This is a genomic window from Amycolatopsis suaedae (genome assembly GCF_004214935.1).
Classification (GTDB): Bacteria; Actinomycetota; Actinomycetes; order Mycobacteriales; family Pseudonocardiaceae; genus Amycolatopsis; species Amycolatopsis suaedae.
The window spans coordinates 106,073-130,743 of sequence record NZ_SFCC01000005.1 but is presented as its reverse complement, the minus strand read 5'-3'; the positions used below and the strand labels follow the sequence as shown (position 1 = coordinate 130,743).

General features: G+C 71.6%; 25 protein-coding genes. 10 read left to right on the top strand and 15 right to left on the bottom strand.

Annotated features, from left to right (window positions below):
• Nucleotides 1-3: 3 nt before the first annotated feature.
• The 4 genes from EWH70_RS11470 to EWH70_RS11455 are packed head-to-tail and all read left to right on the top strand — an operon-like array spanning nt 4 to nt 4,259.
• Entirely contained in the window at nt 4-891 is an 888-nt protein-coding gene (locus EWH70_RS11470; RefSeq protein WP_130475307.1) for a carbohydrate ABC transporter permease, read from the top strand.
• Complete coding sequence (locus EWH70_RS11465; RefSeq protein WP_130475306.1) at nt 888-2,165, top strand: 6-phospho-beta-glucosidase; 1,278 nt, start codon at nt 888-890, stop codon at nt 2,163-2,165. The genes EWH70_RS11470 and EWH70_RS11465 overlap by 4 nt, the downstream gene beginning before the upstream one ends.
• Nucleotides 2,162-3,175 carry an N-acetylglucosamine kinase gene (locus EWH70_RS11460; protein WP_130475305.1) on the top strand — a complete coding sequence of 338 codons (1,014 nt, stop codon included), beginning with the start codon at nt 2,162-2,164 and terminating at the stop codon, nt 3,173-3,175. Before EWH70_RS11465 ends, EWH70_RS11460 begins: the two co-directional genes overlap by 4 nt.
• Nucleotides 3,168-4,259 carry an ABC transporter ATP-binding protein gene (locus tag EWH70_RS11455; protein ID WP_130475304.1) on the top strand — a complete coding sequence of 364 codons (1,092 nt, stop codon included), beginning with the start codon at nt 3,168-3,170 and terminating at the stop codon, nt 4,257-4,259. The genes EWH70_RS11460 and EWH70_RS11455 overlap by 8 nt, the downstream gene beginning before the upstream one ends.
• 76 nt (nt 4,260-4,335) lie before the next feature.
• Here EWH70_RS11455 and EWH70_RS11450 read toward each other — a convergent pair whose 3' ends face one another.
• The 10 genes from EWH70_RS11450 to EWH70_RS11405 all read right to left on the bottom strand — a co-directional run bounded on the left by EWH70_RS11450 (nt 4,336) and on the right by EWH70_RS11405 (nt 15,126).
• Complete coding sequence (locus EWH70_RS11450) at nt 4,336-5,373, bottom strand: serine hydrolase domain-containing protein (RefSeq protein ID WP_130475303.1); 1,038 nt, start codon at nt 5,371-5,373, stop codon at nt 4,336-4,338.
• Nucleotides 5,370-6,947 (bottom strand): ABC transporter ATP-binding protein, encoded by a 1,578-nt coding sequence (locus EWH70_RS11445; protein ID WP_130475302.1) that lies wholly within the window; start codon nt 6,945-6,947, stop codon nt 5,370-5,372. Before EWH70_RS11445 ends, EWH70_RS11450 begins: the two co-directional genes overlap by 4 nt.
• Nucleotides 6,944-7,777 carry an ABC transporter permease gene (locus EWH70_RS11440; RefSeq protein ID WP_130475301.1) on the bottom strand — a complete coding sequence of 278 codons (834 nt, stop codon included), beginning with the start codon at nt 7,775-7,777 and terminating at the stop codon, nt 6,944-6,946. Before EWH70_RS11440 ends, EWH70_RS11445 begins: the two co-directional genes overlap by 4 nt.
• The gene (locus EWH70_RS11435) at nt 7,774-8,730 is read right to left on the bottom strand and encodes an ABC transporter permease (protein WP_130475300.1); all 957 of its coding nucleotides are present in this window, start codon (nt 8,728-8,730) and stop codon (nt 7,774-7,776) included. The genes EWH70_RS11440 and EWH70_RS11435 overlap by 4 nt, the downstream gene beginning before the upstream one ends.
• Nucleotides 8,730-10,295, bottom strand: coding sequence for an ABC transporter substrate-binding protein (locus tag EWH70_RS11430; protein WP_130475299.1), 1,566 nt, complete (start codon nt 10,293-10,295; stop codon nt 8,730-8,732). Before EWH70_RS11430 ends, EWH70_RS11435 begins: the two co-directional genes overlap by 1 nt.
• A gap of 35 nt (nt 10,296-10,330) precedes the next feature.
• Nucleotides 10,331-10,762, bottom strand: coding sequence for a thioesterase family protein (locus EWH70_RS11425; protein ID WP_130475298.1), 432 nt, complete (start codon nt 10,760-10,762; stop codon nt 10,331-10,333).
• Nucleotides 10,755-11,702 carry a 3-hydroxyacyl-CoA dehydrogenase NAD-binding domain-containing protein gene (locus EWH70_RS11420; protein ID WP_130475297.1) on the bottom strand — a complete coding sequence of 316 codons (948 nt, stop codon included), beginning with the start codon at nt 11,700-11,702 and terminating at the stop codon, nt 10,755-10,757. Before EWH70_RS11420 ends, EWH70_RS11425 begins: the two co-directional genes overlap by 8 nt.
• Complete coding sequence (locus tag EWH70_RS11415) at nt 11,695-12,579, bottom strand: beta-keto acid cleavage family enzyme (protein WP_130475296.1); 885 nt, start codon at nt 12,577-12,579, stop codon at nt 11,695-11,697. The genes EWH70_RS11420 and EWH70_RS11415 overlap by 8 nt, the downstream gene beginning before the upstream one ends.
• On the bottom strand, nt 12,576-13,436 hold the full coding sequence (locus tag EWH70_RS11410; RefSeq protein WP_130475295.1) for a TetR/AcrR family transcriptional regulator: 861 nt from the start codon (nt 13,434-13,436) through the stop codon (nt 12,576-12,578). Before EWH70_RS11410 ends, EWH70_RS11415 begins: the two co-directional genes overlap by 4 nt.
• A 715-nt stretch (nt 13,437-14,151) precedes the next feature.
• Nucleotides 14,152-15,126 carry a hypothetical protein gene (locus tag EWH70_RS11405; RefSeq protein WP_130475294.1) on the bottom strand — a complete coding sequence of 325 codons (975 nt, stop codon included), beginning with the start codon at nt 15,124-15,126 and terminating at the stop codon, nt 14,152-14,154.
• A 50-nt stretch (nt 15,127-15,176) separates the two neighbouring features.
• On the opposite strand from EWH70_RS11405, the gene EWH70_RS11400 reads away from it, so the two are divergent.
• The gene (locus EWH70_RS11400) at nt 15,177-15,887 is read left to right on the top strand and encodes an MBL fold metallo-hydrolase (protein ID WP_130475293.1); all 711 of its coding nucleotides are present in this window, start codon (nt 15,177-15,179) and stop codon (nt 15,885-15,887) included.
• Here the strand turns inward: EWH70_RS11400 and EWH70_RS11395 are convergent.
• The 4 genes from EWH70_RS11395 to EWH70_RS11380 form a co-directional block, all read right to left on the bottom strand.
• Nucleotides 15,871-17,298, bottom strand: coding sequence for a sensor histidine kinase (locus tag EWH70_RS11395; RefSeq protein WP_130475292.1), 1,428 nt, complete (start codon nt 17,296-17,298; stop codon nt 15,871-15,873). The two genes, EWH70_RS11400 and EWH70_RS11395, sit on opposite strands and share 17 nt — an antisense overlap.
• Nucleotides 17,295-17,993, bottom strand: a complete 699-nt coding sequence (locus EWH70_RS11390; RefSeq protein WP_130475291.1) for a response regulator transcription factor — start codon at nt 17,991-17,993, stop codon at nt 17,295-17,297. Before EWH70_RS11390 ends, EWH70_RS11395 begins: the two co-directional genes overlap by 4 nt.
• Nucleotides 17,994-18,085: 92 nt before the next feature.
• A complete protein-coding gene (locus EWH70_RS11385) occupies nt 18,086-18,499 on the bottom strand; it encodes a hypothetical protein (protein ID WP_130475290.1) in 414 nt (137 codons plus the stop codon).
• The gene (locus tag EWH70_RS11380) at nt 18,456-19,289 is read right to left on the bottom strand and encodes an IclR family transcriptional regulator (RefSeq protein WP_130475289.1); all 834 of its coding nucleotides are present in this window, start codon (nt 19,287-19,289) and stop codon (nt 18,456-18,458) included. The genes EWH70_RS11385 and EWH70_RS11380 overlap by 44 nt, the downstream gene beginning before the upstream one ends.
• A gap of 39 nt (nt 19,290-19,328) precedes the next feature.
• Between EWH70_RS11380 and EWH70_RS11375 the strand changes: the two genes are divergently transcribed.
• From EWH70_RS11375 to dmpG, 3 genes are read left to right on the top strand one after another with little or no spacing between them, the layout of a single operon-like run.
• On the top strand, nt 19,329-20,108 hold the full coding sequence (locus tag EWH70_RS11375; RefSeq protein ID WP_130475288.1) for a 2-keto-4-pentenoate hydratase: 780 nt from the start codon (nt 19,329-19,331) through the stop codon (nt 20,106-20,108).
• On the top strand, nt 20,105-20,995 hold the full coding sequence (locus tag EWH70_RS11370; protein ID WP_130475287.1) for an acetaldehyde dehydrogenase (acetylating): 891 nt from the start codon (nt 20,105-20,107) through the stop codon (nt 20,993-20,995). Before EWH70_RS11375 ends, EWH70_RS11370 begins: the two co-directional genes overlap by 4 nt.
• Nucleotides 20,992-22,029, top strand: coding sequence for a 4-hydroxy-2-oxovalerate aldolase (gene dmpG / locus EWH70_RS11365; RefSeq protein ID WP_130475286.1), 1,038 nt, complete (start codon nt 20,992-20,994; stop codon nt 22,027-22,029). Before EWH70_RS11370 ends, dmpG begins: the two co-directional genes overlap by 4 nt.
• Here the strand turns inward: dmpG and EWH70_RS11360 are convergent.
• Complete coding sequence (locus tag EWH70_RS11360) at nt 22,004-22,594, bottom strand: TetR/AcrR family transcriptional regulator (protein WP_130475285.1); 591 nt, start codon at nt 22,592-22,594, stop codon at nt 22,004-22,006. The genes dmpG and EWH70_RS11360 overlap by 26 nt on opposite strands.
• Nucleotides 22,595-22,672: 78 nt before the next feature.
• On the opposite strand from EWH70_RS11360, the gene EWH70_RS11355 reads away from it, so the two are divergent.
• Together EWH70_RS11355 and EWH70_RS11350 are read left to right on the top strand one after the other, a co-directional pair.
• Complete coding sequence (locus EWH70_RS11355) at nt 22,673-23,608, top strand: oxygenase MpaB family protein (protein WP_130475284.1); 936 nt, start codon at nt 22,673-22,675, stop codon at nt 23,606-23,608.
• Nucleotides 23,605-24,630, top strand: coding sequence for an LLM class F420-dependent oxidoreductase (locus EWH70_RS11350; protein WP_130475283.1), 1,026 nt, complete (start codon nt 23,605-23,607; stop codon nt 24,628-24,630). Before EWH70_RS11355 ends, EWH70_RS11350 begins: the two co-directional genes overlap by 4 nt.
• Nucleotides 24,631-24,671 lie beyond the last annotated feature (41 nt).

Here is a 24,671-nt window from a genome sequence, read left to right as displayed (position 1 = left end):
GCCATGACCGTCACCCTGACCGACACTCGGCCGGCCCCGGCGCACCCGGTGCAACGGCGCAAGCAGAGCTGGGACAAGCGGCTGTACTGGATCGCCACGCACAGCGTGGGCATCGCGCTCGGCGTGATCTTCACCCTGCCGGTGGTGTTCGTGTTCCTCACCGCGGTGATGGACTCCGACCAGGCGATGTCGTCGAGCCTGTGGCCACGCGAGTGGCGCTTCGACAACTTCCTGGCGGTGTTCGAGCGGGCACCGATGCTGCAGTACCTGGTCAACAGCTTCACCTACTCGCTGCTGGCGACACTGGGCATCCTGCTGTCCGCGATCCCCGCGGCCTACGCGCTGGCCAAGCTGCGCTGGCGCGGCCAGACGTTCTTCTTCATGCTCACGGTGGCGGCGATGATGCTGCCGCCACAGGTGGTCACCGTTCCGCTCTACGACCTGTGGGTGCGGCTCGGGTTCACCGGCACCCTGGTTCCGCTGATCGTGCCGTACTTCCTGTTCGACGCGTTCAGTGTGTTCCTGCTGCGGCAGTTCTTCCTCACCATCCCGCGGGACTACATCGAGGCCGCCAAGATCGACGGCTGCTCCGAGTTCCAGGCAATGGTGCGGGTGCTGGTGCCGATGGCCAAGCCCGGCATCGCGGCCACGGCGATGTTCTGCTTCCTCTACACCTGGAACGACTACTTCGGCCCGCTGCTCTACACCGGCGAGAGCAGGGACAGCTGGACGCTGTCGCTGGCCCTGGCGTCGTTCCGGGGGATGCACCACGTCGAGTGGAACCTGACGATGGCGGCCACGGCCGTGGTGATGCTGCCTGTCATCGTGCTGTTCGCGTTCGCGCAGAAGTCCTTCGTGCGCGGCATTACCTTCACGGGAGTCAAGGGGTGAAACTGACAGTCGTCGGTGGCGGGTCCACCTACACACCGGAGCTGATCGACGGCATCGCCGGCCGCCGGTCCACTCTGGACGTCGACGAGATCGTTCTCGTCGACCCGGACGCGCACCGGCTGGACATCGTCGGGCCGTTCAGCCAGCGGCTGCTCGACCACGCGGGCCACCCGGCCAAGGTGCGGACGACGTCCAATCTGGAGGAGGGGGTGGACGGCGCCGGAGCGGTGCTGCTCCAGCTGCGCATCGGCGGCCAGGCCGCCCGGCGTTCGGACGAGACGTTCCCGCTCGCCTGCGGCTGCGTCGGCCAAGAGACCACCGGTGCGGGCGGGCTGGCCAAGGCCCTGCGCACGGTGCCGGTGGTGCTCGACATCGCCGAGCGGGTCCGGCGCGCGGCCGGTGACGACACCTGGATCGTGGACTTCACCAACCCGGTCGGGATCGTCACCAGGGCGTTGCTGGAGCACGGCCACCGCGCGGTCGGCCTGTGCAACGTGGCCATTCACCTGCAGCGCACGTTCGCCGACCTGCTCGGGGTCGGGCACGACGACGTGACGCTGGAGCACATCGGCCTCAACCACCTGAGCTGGGAACGCAAGGCGCTGGTCACCGAGAACGGGGTCACCACCGACCGGCTGCCGGAGCTGGTGGCCGAGCACGGCGAGAAGCTGGCCGAGCACCTGGACATGCCGCTGCCGTGGCTGCGCCGGATGGGCGCCGTGCCGTCCTACTACCTGAAGTACTTCTACTCGCACGACGCCCAGGTCGCCAGGCAGCGCGAGGAGATGCCGCGTGCCGACGTGGTGACGGAGGTGGAGAACGAACTGCTGAAGGTCTACCAGGACACCGAGGTGGTCACCAAGCCCGACCAGCTGTCCCAGCGCGGCGGTGCGTACTACTCGGAGGCCGCCGTCCAGCTGGTGCACGCGCTCACCAGCGGTGGCCCCGCCGAGGAGCACGTGGTGAACGTCCGCAACGGCGACACGTTCCCGTTCCTGCCTTCCGACGCGGTGATCGAGGTCCGGTCCACGGTGGACGGTTCGGGGGCCAGGCCGATCCCGGTCGGCCCGGTCGCGCCGGCGCAGGCGGGCCTGATCGCGCACACCACGGCGTACGAGTACCTGGCACTGGAGGCGGCGTTGAAGGGCGGCAGGGACCGGGTGGCCGACGCGTTGCTGGCGCACCCGCTGGTCGGTCAGTACGAGCAGGCCGACCGGCTCGCCGACGACCTGCTGGCCGCCAACCGGCAGTTCCTGCCCTGGGCACAGGCATGAGCCTGCCCGGTTCGCCCCCGGTGATCGCCGTGGACGGGGGCAACAGCAAGACCGACGTGCTGCTGGTCGCCGAGGACGGCCGCGTGCTGGGCCGCTCCCGGGGCCCGGGCGCGTCACCGCAGAACATCGGGCTGGACGCCAGCGTCGCGTTGCTGGAACGGCTGGTGCTCGACGCGCTCGCCGACGGCGGCCTGCCCGCGCGGCGGCCGTTCGGGCGGCACAGCTCGGTGTACCTGGCCGGCATGGACCTGCCCGCCGAGGAGGAGGCGTTCAGCCTCGCGCTGACCGCACGCGAGTGGTCGGCAAGCGCGACGGTCGCCAACGACACGTTCGCACTGCTGCGTGCCGGTACCGAGGACGGTGCCGGTGTCGCGGTCGTGTGCGGTGCCGGGATCAACTGCGTCGGGGTCAGCGCGGACGGCCGGGTGCACCGGTTCCCGGCGCTGGGCAAGATCTCCGGCGACTGGGGCGGCGGGCTGCAGCTCGGCGAGGAGGCGCTGTGGTCGGCGGTGCGCGCCGAGGACGGCCGTGGCCCCGGCACCGGGCTGCGCGACGCGGTGTGCGAGCACTTCGGCGTGAACGCCGTCGTGGAGGTCATGGAGCGGCTGCACTTCGGCGAGTACCCGTACGCACGGCTGCACGAGCTGTCGCCGGTGCTGTTCCGGGTGGCCGCCACCGGTGACGAGGTGGCGCAGGGTGTGGTCGACCGGCTGATCGAGGAGGTCGTCGTGCTGGCCACGGTGACCCTGCGGCGGCTCGCCCTCACCGACGGCGCCCCCGCCGTGATCCTCGGCGGCGGCGTGCTGACCGGGGTGGGGGAGACGGTGACCGGCGAGATCGAGCGGCGTTGCCGGAAGGTGGCGCCGAACGCGGTGGTGCGGGTGGTCGACGTGGCGCCCGTCGTGGGTGCCGCACTGTCCGGTTTGGACGCGGTGGGCGCCGATGCCGCCGCGAAGCAGAGGTTGCGGGCCTCATCGGTGGCCGCGCCGGAAGGAGGTCGAAATGGCTGAGGTCGCCTACGTCCAGGCGTCCCGGGTGTACGCGGGCACGCCGGAGGTCCGCGCGGTGGACCGGCTGGAGCTGGAGATCGCCGACGGCGAGTTCCTGGTGCTGGTCGGCCCGTCGGGTTCGGGCAAGTCCACCGCGCTGCGGATGGTCGCCGGCCTGGAGGACATCAACGAGGGCGAGGTGCACATCGGCGGCAAGGACGTCAGCAACGTGCCGCCGAAGGGCCGCGACATCGCGATGGTGTTCCAGTCCTACGCCCTGTACCCGCACATGACCGTCGCCGAGAACATGGGCTTCGCGCTGCGGTTGCGCAAGCTGCCCAAGCCCGAGGTCAGGAAGAAGGTGGTCGAGGCCGCCGAGATGCTGGACCTGACCAAGTACCTCGACCGCAAGCCGAAGGCGTTGTCCGGCGGTCAGCGCCAGCGGGTCGCGATGGGCCGGGCGATCGTGCGTGAGCCGAGCGTGTTCCTGATGGACGAGCCACTGTCCAATTTGGACGCCAAGCTCCGGGTGGAGACGCGGGCGAACATCGCGTCGCTGCAGCGGCGGCTGGGCACCACCACGATCTACGTCACGCACGACCAGGTCGAGGCGATGACGATGGGCCAGCGGGTGGCGGTGCTCAAGGACGGCCTGCTCCAGCAGTGCGCCACACCCCGCGAGCTGTACGAACAGCCCGCCAACGCGTTCGTGGCGGGTTTCATCGGCTCGCCGGCGATGAACCTGCGCACGGCGCCGCTCGGTGGTGACGGGGTGGCACTGGACGGGCTGACCGTCCCGTTGCCCAGGGCGGTGCGTGACGACGTCGCCGGTAGCGGGTTGTCGGAGCTGACCTTCGGCATCCGGCCGGAGTCGCTGCGGCTGGCCGGTGCGGACGAGGACGCGGCGGACCTGGTCGTCGAGCTGGTGGAGGAGCTGGGCGCCGACGCGCTGGTGCACGGCACGGTCGGCGACTCACCGGAGCGGGTGGTCGTCCGCGTCGACGGCCGCACCCCGCCCCGGCTGGGGGAGAAGGTGCGGGTCGCCCTGCGCGACGCCGGTGAGGTGCACGCCTTCCACCCGGTCACCGGAGCCCGCCTGGGCTGAGCCCCCAAGCACGTGAAGGCCACCTTCATTACGTCTCACGTGGTGAAGGTGGCCTTCACGTGCTTGACGGTGAGCCTCAGGCGCAGGCGTACAGGGCGGCGAGCAGGCGGGCCGCCCGGGTGTCGGCGTCCTCGGCCACCATCTCGTTGGTGCAGAACGAGAACGCCAGCCCGGCGGCCGGCCACGCGCCGTGCCTGCCGCCGCCCGCGCCGGAGTGGCCGAACGCCTCCTCTGCGGGGCCGTAGGTCCCGATCGGGTCGGCCAGCTCGAAGCCGAGGCCGAACCGCAGCGGCCGGTCGGCGATGGCATCGACACCCTCGCTCCACGTGCGGGTGGCCCGCGCGACGGCCGGGCCACCGGCGAGCAGGCGGTCGTACACCCGGGCCATCGCCCTGGCGGTGCCGACCCCGCCGCCCGCGGCCAGGCCGGCCCGCCGGTAGGCGACGGTGTTGATCAGGTCGCCCGCCAGCAGCCCGCCGTACATCCGGTCGATCACCGCGCGCTTGGCCGGGTCGGTGACGAACGTCCCGACCCGGTAGCCGGGCGCCCGCACGAGCCGCGCCACCCGGTTGTCCACCGACGGTGGCGTGCCCAGCCAGACCTCCGGGTCCAGCTCGCTCACCAGCGTGCCCAGGTCGTGACCCGCACGGCGGACCAGCTCGGTGAGCAGGTAGCCGTAGGTCACCGCGTGGTAGGCCACCCGCTCACCGGGCGTCCACAGTGGACTCTGAGTGGCCAGTGCGGCGGCGTTGGCCGCGTTGTCCAGCACGTCGATCCCGCCGGCCTCGACGTAGGGCAGTCCCGCCGTGTGCGCCAGCACGTGGTGCAGCCGGACGTCCGGGGCGAAACCCGGCCAGAACCGGGCGACCGGCGCGTCCGGGTCGAGTCCCAGCGCGGCGACCACGGCGGCGACCAGGCCCTTGGTGCCGGAGAACAGCACCACCGGCGTGCCGGCCTCCCACGGCCGGCCCGGTTCGGCGAACCCGCCCCACAGGTCGGCCACCGGCTTGCCCCGGCGGTACACGCAGAACGCCGCGCCGCCGGTCGTGGCGGCGAGGACGTCGTCGAACACCGCACGCACCGGCTCGAAGCCCGGCGCCACCCACCCGGTCACAGGCGCGGGGTGCTGTCGAGCAGCTGCCGGGTGTACTCGTGCTCCGGCGCGGCGAGGACCCGCTCCACCGGTCCGGTCTCGACGATCTCGCCGTGCCGCAGCACCGCGATGTGATCGGCGACGTGCTGGGCCAGCGCGATGTTGTGGGTGACGAACAGCATCGCCATCCCCAGCTCCGCCCGCAGCTCGGCGAGCAGCTCCAGGATCGTCGCCTGCACCGACACGTCCAGTGCCGAGGTCACCTCGTCGCAGACCAGCACGCGCGGCGTGGTCACCAGCGCCCGCGCGATGGCAGCTCGCTGCCGTTCGCCGCCGGAGAGCTGATCGGGCCGCCGCGCTGCCTTCGTGGCGCCGAGCCGTACCCGGTCCAGCATCTCGGCGACCCGCTCCCGGCGGGCCGCGCGGTCCAGGTCGGTCAGCCGCGCCAGCGGGACCTCCACCGACTGCGCGATCGTCCGGCGCGGGTTGAGCGAGGCGAACGGGCTCTGGAAGATGTACTGCACCTCCCGCAGCTGCGCCGCCGTCCGGCCCCTTGTCGACGGCGGCAACGGCACGCCGTCCAGCGTCACCGTGCCGGTGTGCCCGCCGATCAGCCCGGCGACACACTGCGACAGCGTGGTCTTGCCCGACCCGGACTCGCCCAGCAGCATCAGGCACTCCCCGGCTGCGACGTCCAGGTCGACGGCCTTCAGCACCGGGGTGTCGCCGTACGAAACCCGCAGCTCCCGCACACTCAGCCCGTCCCCCAATGTGGCATTGGGGGACGTCAACGACACGGAATCCGCATTGCCTGGGGTCAGCGAGGGCACGGCGGCGAGCAGCCGCCGGGTGTAGTCGTGCCGCGGCGCCCGCAGTACCTCGTCGGTGGTGCCGGTCTCGACGATCTTGCCCCGGTACATCACGGCCACCCGGTCGGCGACCGCCGCGACCACGGCCAGGTCGTGCGTGATGTAGAGCGCCGCCGTACCGTGGTCGGCGGTCATCCGGCGCACCGTGTCCAGCACGATCGCCTGTGTCATCACGTCCAGCCCGGTGGTCGGCTCGTCGAGCACGACCACGCTCGGCCGGCAGGCGAACGCCATCGCGATGCCGACCCGCTGCTGCTGCCCGCCGGAGAGCTGGTGCGGGTAGCGGCGCTGGTAGGCCCGGTCGCCCGGCAGCCCGACCTCGGCCAGCACCTCGGCGACGCGCTCGGGCACCGGGCCGTCGTAGCCGTGGACCTCCAGCACCTCGGCGATCTGCCGTCCGATCCGCAGGCCGGGGTTCAGCGACAGCGCCGGGTCCTGCGGCACGTACGACACGTCGCGTCCGCGCAGTGCCCGCCGCGCCGGTTCGGGCAGGCCGAGCAGCTCGGTCTCGCCGACGGTCACCGTCCCGCCCGCGGGCACCAGGCCGCGGCGGAAGTGCCCCAGCGCGGCGAGCCCGGCCGTGGTCTTGCCCGAGCCGGACTCGCCGACCAGCGCGAGTACCTCACCGGCCGCGATGTCGTAGGACACCCCGCGCAGGATCGGCGTGCCCGTACCGGTCTCGACGGCGAGGTCGTCCACGGCGAGCGTCCGAACGGCCACCTTCATCGTGCGTCCTCCCGTTCGGCCGAGGCCGACGCCAGGGCGTCGGTGATCAGGTTGGTCCCCACGGTCAGCAACGCGATGGCCAGCACCGGCAGCAGCACGCCCCACGGCTGGACGACCAGGGCGATGCGGTTCTCGTTGATCATCAGCCCCCAGTCCGCGGCGGGCGGCTGGATGCCCAGCCCGAGGAAGGACAGCGACGCCACATACCCGATCGAGTAGGTCAGCCGCAGCCCCAGCTCCACCATCAGCGGACCGGTGATGTTGGGCAGCACTTCGCGCAGCAGGATCTGCCTGCGTGGCACGGCGTACATCTCCGCCGCGCGGATGTAGTCGCTGCCCGCCACCGCGACCGTCGCCTGCCGCGCCACCCTGGCCACCCTCGGCGCGTGCGTGATGCCGATGACCAGCACCAGCAGCCATCCCTGCGGGCCCAGCACGGCGATCGCCAGCAACGCGAACACCAGCTGCGGGAACGACAGCAGGACGTCCCCGCCGCGCATGATGACCGAGTCGGCCAGGCCGCCGGTGTACCCGGCCAGCATGCCCAGTGCCGCGCCGAGCACCACGCCCAGCGCCGTGGCCAGCACGGCGTAGAGCAGCAGGGACGTGCCGCCGGCCAGGAAGCGGGTCAGGACGTCGCGGCCGAGCCCGTCGGTGCCGGCCACGCCGTCCGGCTTGAACGGTTTGGCGGCGAAGTCGCCGGTCTCGAAGCCGCTCAGCCACGGGCCGAGCAGCGGCCCGAGCACGGCGACCAGCACGACCACCGCGGTCAGCGCGGCGCCGATGCGGGCCTGCCGCATCCGCCACGTGCGGGCGAGCAACGCGGTCATCGGGCCACCCCCGTCCGCAGCCTGGCGTTGGTGAGGATGCCGACGACGTCGGCGAGCAGGTTCACCACGATGTAGAGCCCGGCGATGAGCAGCGTGATCGCCTGGACCACCTCGACGTCGCGGTTGTTGACCGCGTCGATCAGCGCCTGGCCGACACCGGGGAAGCGGAACAGGAACTCCACGACCACCACACCACCGGCCAGCCACGCCAGCTGCAGCGCGATCACCTGCGCCACCGGGCCGACGGCGTGCGGCAGGGCGTGGCGCACGACGACCGTGCGCTCGGGAAGTCCTTTCAGCCGCGCCATCTCCACGTAGCCGGAGCCCAGCACGTCGATCATGGTCGCCCGCATCATCCTGGTGATGTACGGCGTCACCACCAGCACCAGCGTGAGCACCGGCAGCACGAGCTGAGCGGGGCGGTCCCAGACCGCCTCACCGGGCGCGGTCAGCGTGACCGACGGCAGCAGCCGGAACACCGTGGTGGACAGGCCGATGACGAGCGCGACCCCGATGACGAACTCCGGCAGCGCCGCCACGACGAGACTGACGCCGGACACGGCATGGTCGGCGGCGCGGCCGCGGCGCAGCGCGCTCCACGTGCCCAGCGCCAGCCCGAGCGGCGTGCTGATCACCGCGGCGGCCACCAGCAGTACCAGCGACGCCAGCACGCGGTCGCCGAGCAGGGCGTTGACCGAGCCCTGGGTGGCGGTCGACGTGCCGAGGTCTCCGGTGAGCACACCGCCCAGCCAGTCCAGGTAGCGCTGCCACACCGGGTCGTTCAGGCCCAGCTGTGCCTCCAGCGCGGCGATGCGCTCGGGCGTGGCCTGCTGGCCGAGGATGGCGCGGGCCGGGTCGCCGGGCAGCAGCAGGGTGGCCAGGAACACCAGCAGCGTCACCAGCCACAGCACCGCGAGGCCGACCAGGACCCTGCGCAGGACGAGCCGTCCCATCACGCACCTCCCGTTCCGAGCCACACGTGGCGGAACTGGTAGCCCGACAGCGAGAGCCCGGTCCGGTCGGGGACCAGGCCCGCGACGTAGGCCTGGTGGGCGTCGACCTGGTTCATGAAGCCCCACACGATGTTGCCGCCGCGCTCGTGCTCGATCCGCTGTGCCTGCCGCGTCAACTCGGCGCGCTGTCCACTGTCGACGGTCCGGCGCGCCCTGGTCACCAGGCCGAGGAACTCCGGGTCGTTCCAGTGGGTCTCGTTGTACGGCGAGTCCGGCAGCGAGCCGTTGGCCACCTGCGGCAGGTAGTTGCGGGTGTACCAGAACGACTGCGCGAAATCCCAGGACAGGTAGTTCTCGCCGAAGAACGTCGTGGTGTCGACCCGGCGCACCCGCACGGTGACCCCGGCCTCCTGCGCCTGCCGCTGGAACACCTGCGCGGCCTCCACCGCGCCGGCCTGGATGGGTGCGGTGACCAGTTCGACGTCCAGGTTCGGCTTGCCTGCCTGCGCGAGCAGCCACCGCGCGCCCTCGACGTCGTGGCGGCGCTGCGGCAGGCTTGCGTAGGCCGGGTCGAACGGTGCGTACAGGTCGTTGCCGACCCGGCCCTGGCCACTGAGCACCTGGTTGATCATCTGCTCCCGGTCGACCAGCAGCCGCATCGCCTGCCGGACGCGGACGTCGTCGAACGGCGGCCGGTCCACCCGCATGGTGAACGGCAGCCAGGTCCCGGTCTCGGAGTTGAGGATGCGCATGCGGGGATCGCTGCGCAGCACGTCGATCAGCGCGACCGGGACCTGGTCGATCGCGTCCACCTGGGAGGACAGCAGGGCGTTGATCCGGGCGTCGTCCTCGGTGAAGTTGATCAGCACGAGCCGGTCCAGGTACGGCTCGCCCGGCCGCCAGTAGTGCTCGTTGCGGACGAACACGCTCTGCAGGCCCGCGGTGAACGACTCCAGCCGGAACGCGCCCGTGCCGACCGGGCGGTCCGGGGTGAAGTCGGCGGGCACGATGCCCAGCGCGTACTGGCCGAGGAAGTCGTCGAATACCGCCGACGGCTCGTTCAGCCGGAACTCGACCGTCCGCGCACCGGTGGCCACCACCTCGTCGAGCATGGACAGGCTGGCCGCGCCGCTCTTCGGGTCGTCCGGGTCGGTGACCCGGCGAAACGTCGCCACCACGTCGGCTGGCGTAACCGGCCTGCCGTCGCTGAACCGGATGCCGTCACGCAGCACCGCCGTCCACACGCGGGCGTCCGGCGAGGGGCGCACCGACTCGGCGACCATCGGCTCCAGCTGGTACTCGTGACCGCGGCCGATCAGCGGCTCGAACAGGTTGACCGTGCGCGCGATGTCCGGGTTGGTGGACGGGATGTGCGGGTCGAGGGTGTCGGCGGCGCCACCGCCGGTGACCCCCACCCGCAGGGTGCCGCCGCGCCGGGGCGGACCGGTGGGCTCCGCGGCGGTCGCGCCGCCCGAGCAACTGGACAGGATCGGTGTGGCACCGAGCAACGCGGCACCGGCGAGCAGTTGCCGGCGGGTGATCCGCCGGGTGGTTCTGTCGGCCATGGCTTGTCGGCTTTCCGGTGTGGGGGAGGGAGGGTTCAGGAAATGGCACGCCCCGCGTAGTCGGGAACAGGGATGGTGAAGCGTCTCAGTCGTCCGGTGACCTCGTCGGGGAACGGTACGGCGCCGTCCGGTCCGACGTGGACGGCGATCAGTTCCTCGGTGGCGACGAGGGTGCCGTCGACGGTCATCTCGTGGCACAGCCGGACTTTTCGGGCCCCCAGCGCCGCCACGCCGGTGGTGACCAGCAGCTCGGAGCCCCGCGCCACCTCGCGCAGGTAGCGGATGTGGGCCTCCGCGGTGTACAGCGAGCAGCCGGTGGCCTCGCGGTAGGCGGCGTCCAGCCCGGTGTGTTCCATCAGGTTCGTGGTGGCGTCGCCGAACACCAGGACGTAGTACGGCTCGGACAGGTGACCGTTGTAGTCGATCCACTCCTCGCGCACGGTGTCGCGATAGGACAGTTCAGCCATGTTCGCGCCCGAGTGCGCGCTGGACGGCGATGATGGCCCGGTCGCGTTCCCGCACCAGGTCGGCGATGGACCGCCCGGCGGCTTCCCGCTCGCAGCCGTCGACCATCTCGTCATGCAGCTCCGGGGTCAGCTCGGGCGCTTCCAGCCGGGTCCACGGTGACTTCAGCGAAGGTCCGAAGTGGTCGAGCATGTGGGCCATGCCGCCCTCGCCACCGGCGAGGTGGAACGTCAGGCACGGGCCCTGCGCGGGCCAGCGCAGTCCGGGTCCGTCGGTGATGGCCTGGTCGATCTGCTCGACCGTCGCCTCGCCGTTGGCGACCATGTGCAGGGCCTCCCGCCACAGTGCCTCCTGCAGCCGGTTGGCGATGAAGCCGGGCAGTTCGCGGTCCATGGTGATCACCGACTTGCCGGCGAGGCGGTAGAACTCCGACGCCCAGTCCACCGCCCACTGCTCGGTGAGCTTGCCGCCCACCACCTCGACCAGCGGGATGAGGTAGGGCGGGTTGAACGGGTGCCCCACGACGAGCCGCTCCGGCGTGGTCGCGGCCGTCTGCATCTCGGTCATGCCGTAGCCGGACGTCGACGACGCGACCACGACGCCGGCGGGGGTGGCCGCGTCGATGTCGGCGAGCAGTTTCTGCTTGAGTTCCAGCTGTTCCGGGGCGCTCTCCTGGACGAAGTCGGCCACCGCGACTGCGGCGGAGAGGGACCCGGCGAAACTGAGGTTGTCCCGGTCGGCGCCGTCGGCGAGACCGAGTTCGGTCAGTGCGGGCCAGGCCCGGTCGACCAGGCGGGTCAGCCGGGCGGCGCCGTCAGGTGCCGGATCCCAGGCGACCACGCGGTAGCCGCGGGCGAGGAAGTGCGCCGCCCAGCCGCCGCCGATCACGCCCGCGCCGATGCAGGCCACCGTGCGTACCTCGCCAGGCCCGAGCCTAGCCACGCTTGAGTCCCAGCTGCTCGCGGGCCTGGTCCGGGGTGGCGATGCTGCCGCCGAGCTTCTCGATGATCTGGACGGCCCGTTCGACGAGCTGACCGTTGGTGGCCTTGACGCCCTTGGCCAGGTACAGGTTGTCCTCCAGGCCGACCCGGACGTGCCCGCCGAGCAACGCCGCCTGCGCCACCCAGGGCAGCTGGTCGCGGCCGATTGCGAAGGACGCCCACTGCGCACCGTCGGGCAGCATGTTCACCATCGTCTGCAGCAGCTCCGGATTGGCCGGCGCGCCGTAGGGGATGCCCATGCACAGCTGGAACAACGGTGGCGGATCGATCAGGCCCTCGTCGATCATCTTCGTGGCGAACCAGAGCTGACCGGTGTCGAAGATCTCCAGCTCCGGCTTGACGCCCAGTTCCTGGATGCGTTTGGCACCGGCACGCAGCATGTCCGGTGTGGACACGTAGAGCTGGCTGCCCTCGCCGAAGTTGAGCGAGCCGCAGTCCAGCGTGCAGATGTCCGGCAGGAGTTCCTCGACGTGCGGGAGCCGGTCCATGGCGTTGACCAGGTCGGTGCCGTCGACCGGCTTGAGCGGGTCCTCCTGGTCGATCACCAGGTCGCCACCCATGCCCGCGGTCAGGTTCAGCACCACGTCGACGCCGCTGTCGCGCACCCTGGCGACGACCTCGCGGTAGAGCGCCACGTCGCGGGAACCTTGCCCGGTCTCCGGATCGCGGACGTGGATGTGCACCACGGGCGCGCCGGCTTCGGCGGCCTCCACCGCGGCGGCGGCGATCTGCGCCGGGGTGACCGGCACGTGCTCGCTCTTGCCGACGGTGTCACCGGCGCCGGTGACCGCGCAGGTGAGTATGACGTTCTGCTTCACGGGCTCACCCCTTTGACGATGTTGCGGTCGATGTAGTCGCGCAGCAGCACGCGCATGGTGTCCACGGAGCTGCCCGGCCGTCCGGTGAGGACCTGGATGCCGAGCCCGTCGATCAGCGCGGTGAGCTGCGCGGTGGCCTCGTCGGGATCCTGCTCGCGGAACACGCCCTGCTCCTGTCCACTTCGGATGGTCATGGAGATGGTGCGGAACCACCGGTCGTAGGAGTCCCAGTACAGTGACCGCAGGCCAGGATTGAGTGCGCTCTCGTTCCAGACCTGCAGCCACACCGACCATTCCGCGCGCAGGACGCCGTCGGTCGGCAGTTGCAGTTCGATCAGCGTGACGAGCCGGTGCAGGGCGTCGTCGACCGCGTGCAGCTCGGCGACCTGCCGGTCGAAGGCGAGCTTCACGTTGCGGCGCAAGGCTTCGTTGAGGACGTCGTCCTTGGTGGGGAAGTGGTAGTGGATGGTGGCGGTGCTCGTGCCGCAGGCCGCGGCGATGTCGGCGATGCGCACCCGGTGGTAGCCGCGCTCGGCGATGAGCTGCCAGGCGGTTTCCAGGATGCGGCGGCGTGGTTCGGGATCGTCGGACCCGGCGGGATGTGACCGGGCGGCGGGCGCCGGGATCGCGGTGACGGTGCGGGCGTCGTCGCTGCCGTGCAGCAGCCAGTTGACGGTGACGCCGCTGTATTCCGCGATCCTGACCAGTTCGTGTGGCGAGAACCGGCGGGTGCCGTTCAGCGCCTTGGACAGTTTCGTCTGGTCGAGACCGATGGCCGCGGCGAACTCCCGTTGCGCCCCTGGCATCGAGCGGATCAACCCGCGGACTCGCATCCGGAGTTCGTCCTTCTCGTCCATGCCAGGACACCGTAAGCCGCCGTTGCGATAATCGCAATAGTGTCTGTCCTCGCTCCGCTCGGACGCGGTCGGGCCCTTCAGTCGGCGTCTTCCCTCCTCGCCGTCGCTCGCTGCGCGAGCTTTGGGCTCGTCAGTCCAGACGCCGACGGCCCGACCGGTGCGGTGCCGGTTCTTCCGCGCGAGTCGTACGTTCGGGCGACCCCTGAAGCACGTGAAGGCCACCTTCACCACGTCAGACGTAACGAAGGTGGCCTTCACGAGCTTCACCCAGGCGGGCGGCTCGCGATCTGGAACCGGCGTGCCGGACAGTCGGAGCAGGTGGGCGGGAACGTGCAACTCGTGGGTCGGGAACGGACGACTCGCGGGTTGGGAACGTACGACTCGCGGGTTGGGAACGTACGACTCGCGCGAACGGACTGTTCATGCGGGTGACCGGCACGACGTGAGAACCGGCGTCCACATCGTGAGTTCTGCGCTCAAGCACGCGAGTTCTGCGCGCGGGACCACCGCCTCACCACGTCTGGACCCGGCTTTGCCGGGTCCAGACGTGGTGAAGGTGGCCTTCACGAGACACGCGAGTCCTACCTTCGTGCACGCGAGTTCTACGCTCCGGCACGCGAACTCCACCCTTCCGCACAACGACACACCACGGCTCCGGGCTTTGCCGGGTCCTGACGTGAGACGTAATGAAGGTGGCCTTCACGTGCTTGGGGCGCTACGCCTCCGGGTCGGCGAGGTAGGGGTGCAGCGAGCCGGTCAGCTCCGGCTTCGGGCGGAACCAGTCGGCGAAGTCCAGGCCCTTCACGCCGTCCTGCTCGGCCTCGTAGAGCAGCAGGTGGTCGAAGTCGGCGAACACGGCCTCGTCGAACGCCGTGAAGATGTCCTCCAGCGGCAGCTCGTCGGCCAGGCCGGCGAGTTCGAGCTGGGTCTCGGCGGCCGTGCGCAGCAGGTGCACCACCAGGGCTTCGGCGGTCGAGTGCGGACCGTCCCAGCCGGGCCGGCACAGCCGGTGCCCGACGATCACCGCGCTCACCAGGAACTGCTTCGCGAACAGCGCGGTGTACTCGTCGGCGAATCGCTCGGGTAGTTCGTCGAGCACCCACAGGGTGTCCTGTTCGGACGCGGGCAGCTCGGAGTCCTCCAGGCCCTGGATGTCCTGGAACAGCTCGTCGGTCAGCACCTCGATGCCCAGCACCAGCGCACCGGCGAACAACCGGGCCTGCTCCTCGGTCGCCGGGCCGAACGCCTCCGGGCCGAGCCCGCCGAGCTGGTCGGCCGCGGCCAGCAGTTCCTCCCGCGTGGCGGCGTCCGGCTCGGCCTCGCCCACCGGTTCCTCCGGCTCGTCGGCCAGGGCCGCTTCGAGCTGCTCGTCGGTGGCCGACACCTCACAGCGGGTGATCGCCCAGTCGGCCAGCGGCGTGCGGGAGAGCACCTCGCCGAGGACGTGCCGGGCGCTGTGCTCGGCGAACTCCAGCGCGGGCGCGTCGAGCGTCCAGCTGATCGCCACTCCGGTGGGCCCGGCGGTGACGGTGTGATCGATCGGCTCGACCTCCACCCCGTCGGGCCCCTCGACGGCGGCGAGCAAGTCGAGCTCGTCGGACAGCAGGCTGCTCACCCCGTGTTGCTGCAGCTCATCGAGCTGCGCGAGCGTGGCGGGGGGCGTGATCTCGGCGATGACCTGGTACTCCACGCGGCGATCCTGCCACGCCGCGCGACCACGGACCCGCATAGGGTGGGCGCATGTCCGACCGCCTCTACTTCCGCCAGCTGCTCTCCGGCAGGGACTTCGCCGTCGGCGACCCGGTAGCCACCCAGATGGTCAACTTCGCCTACCTGATCGGCGACCGGGAGACCGGCGAGGCACTGGTGGTCGACCCGGCCTACGCCGCAGGCGACCTGACCGCCACGCTGGAGTCCGACGGCATGCGGCTGACCGGCGTGCTGGTCACCCACCACCACCCCGACCACGTCGGCGGCGAGATGATGGGCTTCTCCCTGCCCGGCCTGGCCGAACTCCTGGCCACCCACCCGGTGCCGGTGCACGTCAACCGCGACGAGCTGGACTGGGTCCGCCGCACGACCGGACTGTCGGCGACTGACCTGACCGGGCACGACCACGACGACGTCGTCACCGTCGGTGACATCCCGGTGCGGCTGCTGCACACGCCCGGGCACACGCCGGGCAGCCAGTGCTTCCTCGTCGACGGGCGCCTGGTCTCCGGCGACACGCTGTTCCTGGAGGGCTGCGGGCGCACCGACTTCCCCGGCGGGGACGCCGACGCCATGTACCGCAGCCTGCGGTGGCTGGCGGACCTGGCCGGTGACCCGGTCGTCTACCCGGGCCACCAGTACTCGGCCGAGCCGTCGTCGCCGCTGTCCGCGGTGCGCGAGGGCAACTTCGTGTTCCGCCCGCGCTCGCTGGACGAGTGGCGCCTCATGTTCGGCGGCTAGGCAGGGTGATGGTGAAGGTCGTCCGGCCGGGCCGGCTGGTCAGTTCGAGCGTGCCGCCGTGCGCGGTGACCAGCGACCGGGCCACGGCCAGCCCCAGCCCGCTGCCGCCGCGCTCACGGGCCCGCGAGGTGTCGACGCGGTAGAACCGGTCGAACAGCCGCGGCTGGTCCTCCGCTGCGATACCGGGCCCGCCGTCGGTCACCTCGATCACCGCCCGTTCACCGTCGGCCCGTACGGTGACCGACGCCGGGGTGCCCGGCGGGGTGTGCACGGCGGCGTTGGTGAGCAGGTTGTCCAGGACCTGCCGCAGTCGCATCCGGTCGGCCCGCACCGGCACCGGCCCCGGCGCGGTGACCGTCAGCTCCCGCCGCGGGTGCGCGGCGCGGAACGCGTCGGCCGCCGCGGTGGCCAGCTCGCTCAGGTCGACCTCCTCGATCCGCAGCGGCGTCTCCGCCTCGGCGTCGTCGAGCCTGGCCAGCAGGAGCAGGTCGTCGAGCAGCAGGCTCATCCGCGCCGCCTCCTCGCGCAGCTTCGCCAGGTGTGCCTCGCGTTCGGCAGGCTCGTTGGCCGCGGCGTAGCGGAACAAGTCGGCGTACCCGCGGATCGATGTCAGCGGCGTGCGCAGCTCGTGCGAGGCGTCGGCGATGAACCGCCGCAGCCGCTGCTCGGCGGCGGCCCGCGCGCCGAGCGAGGTGTCGATGTGGTCCAGCATGGTGTTGAACGCCGTGCGCAGCTCGTCGACCTCGACACCACCGCCGGAGCCGGACGCGCGTACCGGCAGGTCGGCCGAGTCGGTCAGGTCGCGGGAACTGATGTCGTGCGCGGTGCCCGCCATGTCCGACAGCGGCCGCAGCCCCTTGCGCAGCACGATCCGCCCGAACACCACCAGCACGCCCAGCGCGAGCAGGAACGCCACCACCTCGACGGCGACCAGCTGGTTGACCGTGCTGTCCAGCTCCCGCTCCGGCGCGGCGCTGACCAGCACGATCCCGTCCTCGACCGGGCAGGCCCGCAGCCGGTACGGCCCCTGGTCACGCAGGTAGACGGTGCGCAGCAGATCGTTCTGCCGCGCGTCGTCCGCGGCCTGGGTCAGCTCCTCCATGTCCGAGGGCCGCGACGAGCCCGGCTTGGGGACCGGGGTGGGGCCGGAGACGTCGAAGACCACCGAGTACCAGGCGTACGGCGACTTGGGGTCGCCCGCGTGGCTGTACTTGAGCTGCTTGCTCTGCTCGATCTGGCTCTTGGTCAGCTGCTCGTCCAGCCGCCGCGCCAGGTAGTCCCGCATGATGCCGACGGTGAGCGTGCCGACCACGGCGAACACCACCAGCGCCAGCGCCGCGAGCGCCAGGGCGAGGCGGGTGCCCAGCCGTAGCCGGCCCCACGCGGACAGCCACCGCCGGACGGTTCTCACCGGGCGGCCCGGCGGGCGACGTAGCCGACCCCGCGGACGGTGTGGATCAGCGGTTCCCTGCCCTGGTCCAGTTTGCGCCGCAGGTGCGAGATGACCAGTTCGACCACATTGGACTTGCCGCCGAAGTCGTACTCCCACACGTGGTCGAGGATCTGTGCCTTGGTGAGCACGCCGGGGGAGCGGCGCATCAGGTAGCGCAGCAGCTCGTACTCGGTCGGCGTCAGCGTGACCAGCTCGCCGTCCCTGCGGACCTCGCGGGTGTCCTCGTCCAGCGTCAGGTCGGCGACCTCGATCACCGAGTGCCGCCGGGCCGGGCCGCTCGACCGGCGCAGCACGGCGCGCAGCCTGGCCATCAGCTCCTCCACGGAGAACGGCTTGACCAGGTAGTCGTCGCCGCCGCGGGTGAGCCCGGCGATGCGGTCGGCGGTGGCGTCCTTGGCGGTCAGGAACACCACCGGGACCATCGTGCCGGACTCGCGCAGGCGGTCCAGCACGGTGAACCCGTCGATGTCGGGCAGCATCAGGTCCAGCACGACGATGTCCGGCCCGAACGCCGCCGCCTCACGCACCGCGGTCTCGCCGGTGTGCGCGGTCACCGCCTGCCAGCCCTCGTAGCGGGCGACGGTCGCCACGAGGTCGGCGATGTGCGGCTCGTCGTCCACCACCAGCAGCTTGACCACGCTGTTCTTGCTCACACCTCCATCTTGCGGCACGCCGGTCACGACCGCGCCGCCGGGCGGGGACCGACAGGAAGTCGACAGGCGGCCGACAGGACCGGGTGACGTGATCAGGCTTCCTCGTCGGGGCTCAGCTCCCGGACGGCTTCGTCGTACTGACCGCGGTCGAACCGGAACGGCCCGAACCCCGTGTAGTCGCGTTCCGGACGGTGGGGTTGCTCGAAGTCGTCCCAGACAACGAGGTCGCCGGTCACGGTGATCCGGGCCAGCAGCGGCCAGCAGCCCTCGTCGCCGCAGGAGCACCCGAGCACGGCAGCCTTGGGGTCTGTCGCGCCGTGGAACCGTTCGTGGACGCGCCGGACGTTGAGGCCGCCGTAGACCTCGCCCGCCGGCCGCATCCCGGCGCGGGTCTCGAACCTGTCGATCAGTTCGGTGAGCGGTGTGCCGTCGAGGCGCGGCACGACGTCGAACACGCCACGGTCAACGTGGCGCTGGTGGTCGAACTGGATCCGGTAGGGGGCCACGACGTGATTGTCCCAGGTGAACGGAGAGCCGGTCAGCGGACGGTGTGACGGCCCGGGACAGTGCCAGCGCCGCGGTCCGCACCGCGGGCGCGACTGTGCGCACCCGCATCCGGCTCAGCCACCCGGAAATGGACAGGGCGGCCAGCGCCCGGCCGTCCGCGTCCAGTACCGGGCTGGCCGCGCAGGTCACGCCCGCGGCGGACTCCTCGCGTTCGTAGGCGATCCCCTCCTCGCGCACCCTGGCGAGCTGGCGGCGCAGCAGCCCCGGCGCGGTGACCGTGCGCGGCCCCACCGGCCGCAACGGGCCGGCCAGCACGGCATCGACCAGGCCGGCCGGGGAGTGGGCGAGTATCGCCTTGCCCACCGCCGTCGCGTGCGCCGGGAAGCGCCCGCCGATCCGCGACGGCAGCCGCGGCGAGTCGGGGCCGCGCTGGATCTCCAGGTAGACGACCTCGGTGCCCTCCAGCACGGCGAGGTGGACGGTGTTGCGGGTGGCCTCGCGCAGGTCGGCCAGATACGGCCGGGCGGCGTCGACCAGCCCGCGCTGCCGCACGGCCAGCTGCCCGATCTCGAACAGCCGCAGCCCCAGCCGCAGCCGGGTGCCGTCGCGTTCCAGCAGGCCGTGGCCGGTCAGGTGCGTGCTCAGCCGGTGGACGCTGCTCTTGGGCAGCCCGGTGCGCCGGGCCAGCTCGGACACGCCCAGCGCGCCGTCGTCGGGGCCGAAGGCGGCGAGCAGGGCCGCGATCCGGCCCGCGGTCGCGGTCTCGGCGTTCCGCTCAGCGGGACACATGGCTTGAGTGTGCCGCAGGCCGGGACGACTCTCTAGACCATGCACGCAGCACTCGCCGAGGAACTCCTCGCGGCCTACGGCGCGAAGCCGGTGCCGCCACTGATCGAGCGCCACCCGGAGCTGACCGTCGACGACGCCTACGCCATCCAGCGTGCGCAGGTCGACCGGTGGCTCGCCGGCGGTGCCGTGCTGCGCGGGCACAAGGTCGGGCTGTCCAACGCCTCGGTCCGCGCCCAGCTCGGCGTCGACCAGCCCGACTACGGCCACCTGCTGGACACCATGTTCTACGAGCAGGACAAGCCGATCCCGGTCGGGCACTTCCTCCAGCCGCGGCTGGAACCGGAGATCGCGTTCGTGCTGGGCGAGCCGTTGCGCGGCCCCGGGGTCACGCCGGACCGGGCCCTGGCCGCCGTCGACCACCTGCTGCCCGCACTGGAGCTGGTCGACTCCCGCATCGCCGACTGGCGGATCTCCATTGTGGACACCATCGCGGACAACGCGTCCTCCGGTGCGGTCGTGCTGGGCACCACGCCCGTGCCGGTCGGCGCCGTGGACCTCGTCGGCGCGCGCTGCGTGTTCACCCGCAACGGCACCGAGTTCGCCACCGGGGTCAGCTCGGCGGTGATGGACAACCCGGTCAACAGCGTGGCCTGGCTGGCCAACGTACTGGGGGAGCGGGGCATCACCCTGGAGGCCGGGCAGGTGATCCTGCCCGGGTCGATCACCCCGGTCGCCCCGGTGGAGGCGGGCGACACCTTCGAATCCACTGTGGACGGTCTCGGTACGGTGACCGCCACCTTCACCGGGGAGGGCCGATGATCGGCGCGGCGATCGTGGGACCCGGCAACATCGGCACCGACCTGCTGATCAAGCTACGGCGCAGCGAACTGGTCGACGTCCGGTACATGGTGGGCGTCGAGCCGGACTCCGCCGGGCTGGCCAAGGCCGCGGAGCTGGGCATCGAGGCCTCGGCCGGCGGCGTTGACTGGCTGCTGGAACGCGACGACCCGCCGCGGCTGGTGTTCGAGGCGACCTCGGCGAAGGCGCACCTGGCCAACGCTCCCCGCTACGCCGAGGCCGGCATCCGGGCCGTCGACCTGACCCCGGCCGCCGTCGGCCCGTTCACCTGCCCCGTCGTCGGCGTGGACAGCCAGCTCGACGCCGACAACCTGAACCTGATCACCTGCGGCGGCCAGGCCACCATCCCGATCGTGCACGCGGTGGCGTCGGTGACGCCGGTGCCCTACGCCGAGATCGTCGCGTCGGTGTCGTCCCGCTCGGCCGGGCCCGGCACCCGCGCCAACATCGACGAGTTCACCCGCACCACCGCCCGCGGGATCGAGCTGGTCGGCGGCGCGGCCCGTGGCAAGGCGATCATCATCATCAACCCCGTCGACCCGCCGATGATCATGCGGGACACGGTGTTCTGCGCCATCGATCCGGACGCCGACCGTGACGCCGTCGCCGAGTCCGTGCACCGGATGGTCGACGCGGTGCGCGAGTACGTGCCCGGCTACACGCTCACCGCCGACCCGCAGTTCGACGACCCCCGGCCCGGCTGGGACGGCAACGCCAGGGTGGCGGTGTTCCTGGAGGTGGCGGGCAACGGCGATCACCTGCCGCGCTACGCCGGGAACCTGGACATCATGACCGCGGCCGCCGCCAGGGTGGGCGAGCTGCTGGCGAGCAGGCTGGAGGCAGCGTGAGTTCCGTACGGCTGGTCGACACCACGCTGCGCGACGGCAGCCACGCCATGGCGCACCAGTTCACCGAGCGGCAGGTCCGCGACACCGTGCGCGCGCTGGACACCGCCGGGGTGTCGCTGATCGAGGTGAGCCACGGCGACGGCCTGGGCGGGTCGACGTTCAACTACGGCTTCTCCGCCGTCGACGAGCGCACGCTGATCGCCGCCGCCGTCGACGAGGCCCGGCAGGCCCGCATCGCCGTGCTGCTGCTGCCGGGACTGGGCACGGTCGACGACCTGCGCGCGGCCGCCGATCTCGGCGCCGGTGCGGTGCGTATCGCCACCCACTGCACCGAGGCCGACGTGTCCATCCAGCACTTCGGCGCGGCCCGCGAGCTGGGTCTGGAGACCGTCGGCTTCCTGATGCTGTCGCACATGTCCACCCCGGAGCAGCTGGCCGCGCAGGGGCGGATCATGGTCGACGCGGGCTGTCAGTGCGTCTACGTCGTCGACTCGGCAGGCGCGCTGATCCTGGAGGAGGCCGCCGACCGGGTCGCCGCGCTGGTGGCGGAACTGGGCGAGCAGGTCCAGGTCGGCTACCACGGTCACCAGAACCTCAGCTTCGGCGTCGCCAACTCCGTGCTGGCCCACCGGGCGGGAGCCCGGCAGATCGACGGGTCGCTGGTCGCGCTCGGTGCCGGCGCGGGCAACTCGCCGACGGAGGTGCTGGCCGCGGTGTTCGAGCGGCTGGGCGTGGACACCGGCGTCGACAAGGACGTGCTGATGGACGCCGCGGAGAACGTGGTGAAGCCCTACATCACGCGGCTGCCGGTGCTGGACCGGTCCTCGATCGTGCAGGGTTTCGCGGGGGTGTACTCCAGTTTCCTGCTGCACGCCGAGCGTGCGGCCGAGCGTTACGGCGTGCCGGCCCACGAGATCCTCTACCGGGTGGGCGAGCGGCGTTACGTCGGCGGCCAGGAGGACATGATCATCGACATCGCGGTGAAGCTGGCGGCCGGGCGGGAGCCGGTCAGCCCGCGCGGGTCAGCAGGGTGACGCAGTGGCCGACCAGCTGGTCGCGGGGGACGTCCAGGGTGCCGCCGAGGTAGCCGATGAACAGGTTGGCCAGCGCTCCGACGAGGCCGACGGCGGTCATCTCCCGCTCGGCGGCGCCGGTGCCCTCGGGCAGCTGGTCGCGGATGAGGGCGGCGAACGAAGGCAGCAGCTCGACCCCGCGCGTGGACAGTGCTGGCTCGCTCAGCGGCGCGAGCAGCAGCACCCTGCCCTTGCGCGGGTCGTCGATGATCAGCTCGACGAACGCGTTGACGGCCGCCGTCGCCCGCTCGCGTGGCGTCGGGCCCGCGTGGCGCACCGCCTCGACCAGTACGTCGTGCGCGGCGGTGCCGACCTCGGTGTAGACGGCGTGCACCAGCTCTTCGCGGTCGGCGAAGTTCTCGTAGAAGTAGCGCTCGGTCAGCTTCGCCTGCCGGCACACCGCACGCACGCTCACCGCCGGGCCGGCCTCGGCGCCGAGCAGGTCCAGCCCCGTCTCCAGCAGCTGGGCGCGGCGGGCCGCCCTGCGGTCGGTGAGGGTGGTGCCGCCCCAGGTCCTGCTCGTCATGTCCTACCTACTCGCCAGTTGACTACGCCTGTTGTCAATCCTAACCTGACAACGGGTGTAGTCACGAGGAGGTCGGCCATGAACGAACCAGTCCCGCTCGGCCCGGACTCGCTGACCTGGCGGGTGTTCGGCGACTGGCGTGGCCTGCTGATCGCCCTGTGGGCCGGGTCCATGCAGAACATGCACCCCGAGCTGGGTGCTGGCGTCGAGGAGCACTCCCGGTTCTTCGCCGAGCGCTGGCAGCGGCTGTTCCGGTCGCTGTACCCGATCGGCGGTGTCGTCTACGACGGCCCGCGTGCCGCGGCCACGGCGCGGGAGGTCCGCGGTTACCACGACACGATCAAGGGCGTCGACAAGCACGGCCGCCGGTACCACGCGCTGAACCCGGACACGTTCTACTGGGCGCACGCGACGTTCTTCGTCAGCACGATCCTGATCGGCGACCGGTTCATGGGCGGGCTGTCCGAGGCGCAGAAGCGGCAGCTGTTCGACGAGCACGTGCGCTGGTACCGCATGTACGGCATGAGCATGCGGCCGGTGCCGGGCAGCTGGGATGAGTTCCAGGAGTACTGGGACCACATGTGCCGCGACGTCCTCGAGGTCAACCAGGCCACCCTCGACGTGCTCGACATCGCCGGGATCGCCAAGCCGAACGGCCTGCCGTGGCTGCCCGACGCGGTCTGGCGCGTGCTGGGCCCGCTGACCGCCCGCAACTTCGTCTGGCTGACCACCGGGCTGTACGACCCGGTGATCCGGGAGAAGCTGGGCCTGCGCTGGACGGCGTCCGACGAGTTCCGGCACCGCGCCGTCGGCAGGCTCATCGCGCTGGCGTTCCGGTTCGTGCCGTTCGAACGCCGCTACCATCCCCGGGCCAGGGCCGGCTGGCGCCGCGCACTGGGCAAGGCGCCCGCCGACGCGCCGCTGGTGCACACTCCGGCCAGGAACCTGCCCCCGCTGGACGAGCGGGACAGTCCGACGCACTATGCACCGTACGAGTCACAGGAGGCAGGGTGAAGCTGGGTTTCCACATCGGGTACTGGTCGTCGGGGCCGCCGCACGGCGCGGTGGAGGCCATCGTCGAGGCCGAGAAGCTGGGGTTCGACTCGGTGTGGACGGCCGAGGCCTACGGCTCCGACGCGTTCACGCCGCTGGCCTGGTGGGGCGCGTCGACCAGCCGGATCCGGCTGGGCACGAACATCGTCCAGATGTCGGCCCGCACGCCGACGGCCACCGCGATGGCCGCGCTGACGCTGGATCACCTGTCCGGCGGCCGGTTCGTGCTCGGGCTCGGCGTGTCCGGGCCGCAGGTGGTGGAGGGCTGGTACGGCCAGCCGTACCGCAAGCCGCTCGCGCGGACGCGGGAGTACATCGACGTGGTGCGGCAGGTGTTCGCCCGCGAGGCACCGGTGACGCTGGACGGCGAGTTCTACCAGCTCCCGCTGCCCGGCGGGACGGGCCTGGGCAAGCCGCTCAAGCCCACCGTGCATCCGCTGCGCACCGACATCCCGATCTTCCTGGCCGCCGAGGGGCCGAAGAACGTCGCGCTGGCGGCGGAGATCTGCGACGGCTGGTTGCCGCTGTTCTTCTCGCCGAAGAGCGACGCGTTCTACCGGGCGGCACTGGAGGAGGGCTTCGCCCGCGACGGCGCCCGGCGGAGTTTCGCGGACTTCGAGGTGCCCGCGTCGGTGCCGGTGATCGTGCACGACGACGTCGAGGAGGCGGCGAGCTGGATCAAGCCGTCGCTGGCGCTCTACATCGGCGGCATGGGTGCCAAGGGCACGAACTTCCACTTCGACGTGTTCGCCAGGCTCGGGTACGAGGACGTCTGCGTGCGGGTGCAGGAGCTGTACCTGTCCGGCCGTAAGGACGAGGCCACGGCGGCGATCCCGACCAGCCTGGTGGAGGACACGTCGCTGATCGGCCCGGCGGAGAAGGTACGTGACGAGCTGGCGGCCTGGGAGGAGACCGTGGTGACGCAGCTGCTGCTGCGCGGCGACGCCGCCACGCTGGCCGCGGTGGCGAAGGTGCTCGGCTGAAGCACTGCCCGCGCCGGCCTGCTGACCCCGAGCGCGCGGGT

Bases quoted from the DNA above. Each gene is read 5' to 3' on its own strand.
- EWH70_RS11470 (WP_130475307.1), top strand. From the start codon at position 4: ATGACCGTCACCCTGACCGACACTCGGCCGGCCCCGGCGCACCCGGTG.
- EWH70_RS11460 (WP_130475305.1), top strand. From the start codon at position 2,162: ATGAGCCTGCCCGGTTCGCCCCCGGTGATCGCCGTGGACGGGGGCAAC.
- EWH70_RS11455 (WP_130475304.1), top strand. From the start codon at position 3,168: ATGGCTGAGGTCGCCTACGTCCAGGCGTCCCGGGTGTACGCGGGCACG.
- EWH70_RS11445 (WP_130475302.1), bottom strand. From the start codon at position 6,947: ATGAAGGTGGCCGTTCGGACGCTCGCCGTGGACGACCTCGCCGTCGAG.
- EWH70_RS11440 (WP_130475301.1), bottom strand. From the start codon at position 7,777: ATGACCGCGTTGCTCGCCCGCACGTGGCGGATGCGGCAGGCCCGCATC.
- EWH70_RS11435 (WP_130475300.1), bottom strand. From the start codon at position 8,730: ATGGGACGGCTCGTCCTGCGCAGGGTCCTGGTCGGCCTCGCGGTGCTG.
- EWH70_RS11430 (WP_130475299.1), bottom strand. From the start codon at position 10,295: ATGGCCGACAGAACCACCCGGCGGATCACCCGCCGGCAACTGCTCGCC.
- EWH70_RS11425 (WP_130475298.1), bottom strand. From the start codon at position 10,762: ATGGCTGAACTGTCCTATCGCGACACCGTGCGCGAGGAGTGGATCGAC.
- EWH70_RS11410 (WP_130475295.1), bottom strand. From the start codon at position 13,436: ATGGACGAGAAGGACGAACTCCGGATGCGAGTCCGCGGGTTGATCCGC.
- EWH70_RS11400 (WP_130475293.1), top strand. From the start codon at position 15,177: ATGTCCGACCGCCTCTACTTCCGCCAGCTGCTCTCCGGCAGGGACTTC.
- EWH70_RS11380 (WP_130475289.1), bottom strand. From the start codon at position 19,289: ATGTGTCCCGCTGAGCGGAACGCCGAGACCGCGACCGCGGGCCGGATC.
- EWH70_RS11375 (WP_130475288.1), top strand. From the start codon at position 19,329: ATGCACGCAGCACTCGCCGAGGAACTCCTCGCGGCCTACGGCGCGAAG.
- EWH70_RS11370 (WP_130475287.1), top strand. From the start codon at position 20,105: ATGATCGGCGCGGCGATCGTGGGACCCGGCAACATCGGCACCGACCTG.
- EWH70_RS11360 (WP_130475285.1), bottom strand. From the start codon at position 22,594: ATGACGAGCAGGACCTGGGGCGGCACCACCCTCACCGACCGCAGGGCG.
- EWH70_RS11355 (WP_130475284.1), top strand. From the start codon at position 22,673: ATGAACGAACCAGTCCCGCTCGGCCCGGACTCGCTGACCTGGCGGGTG.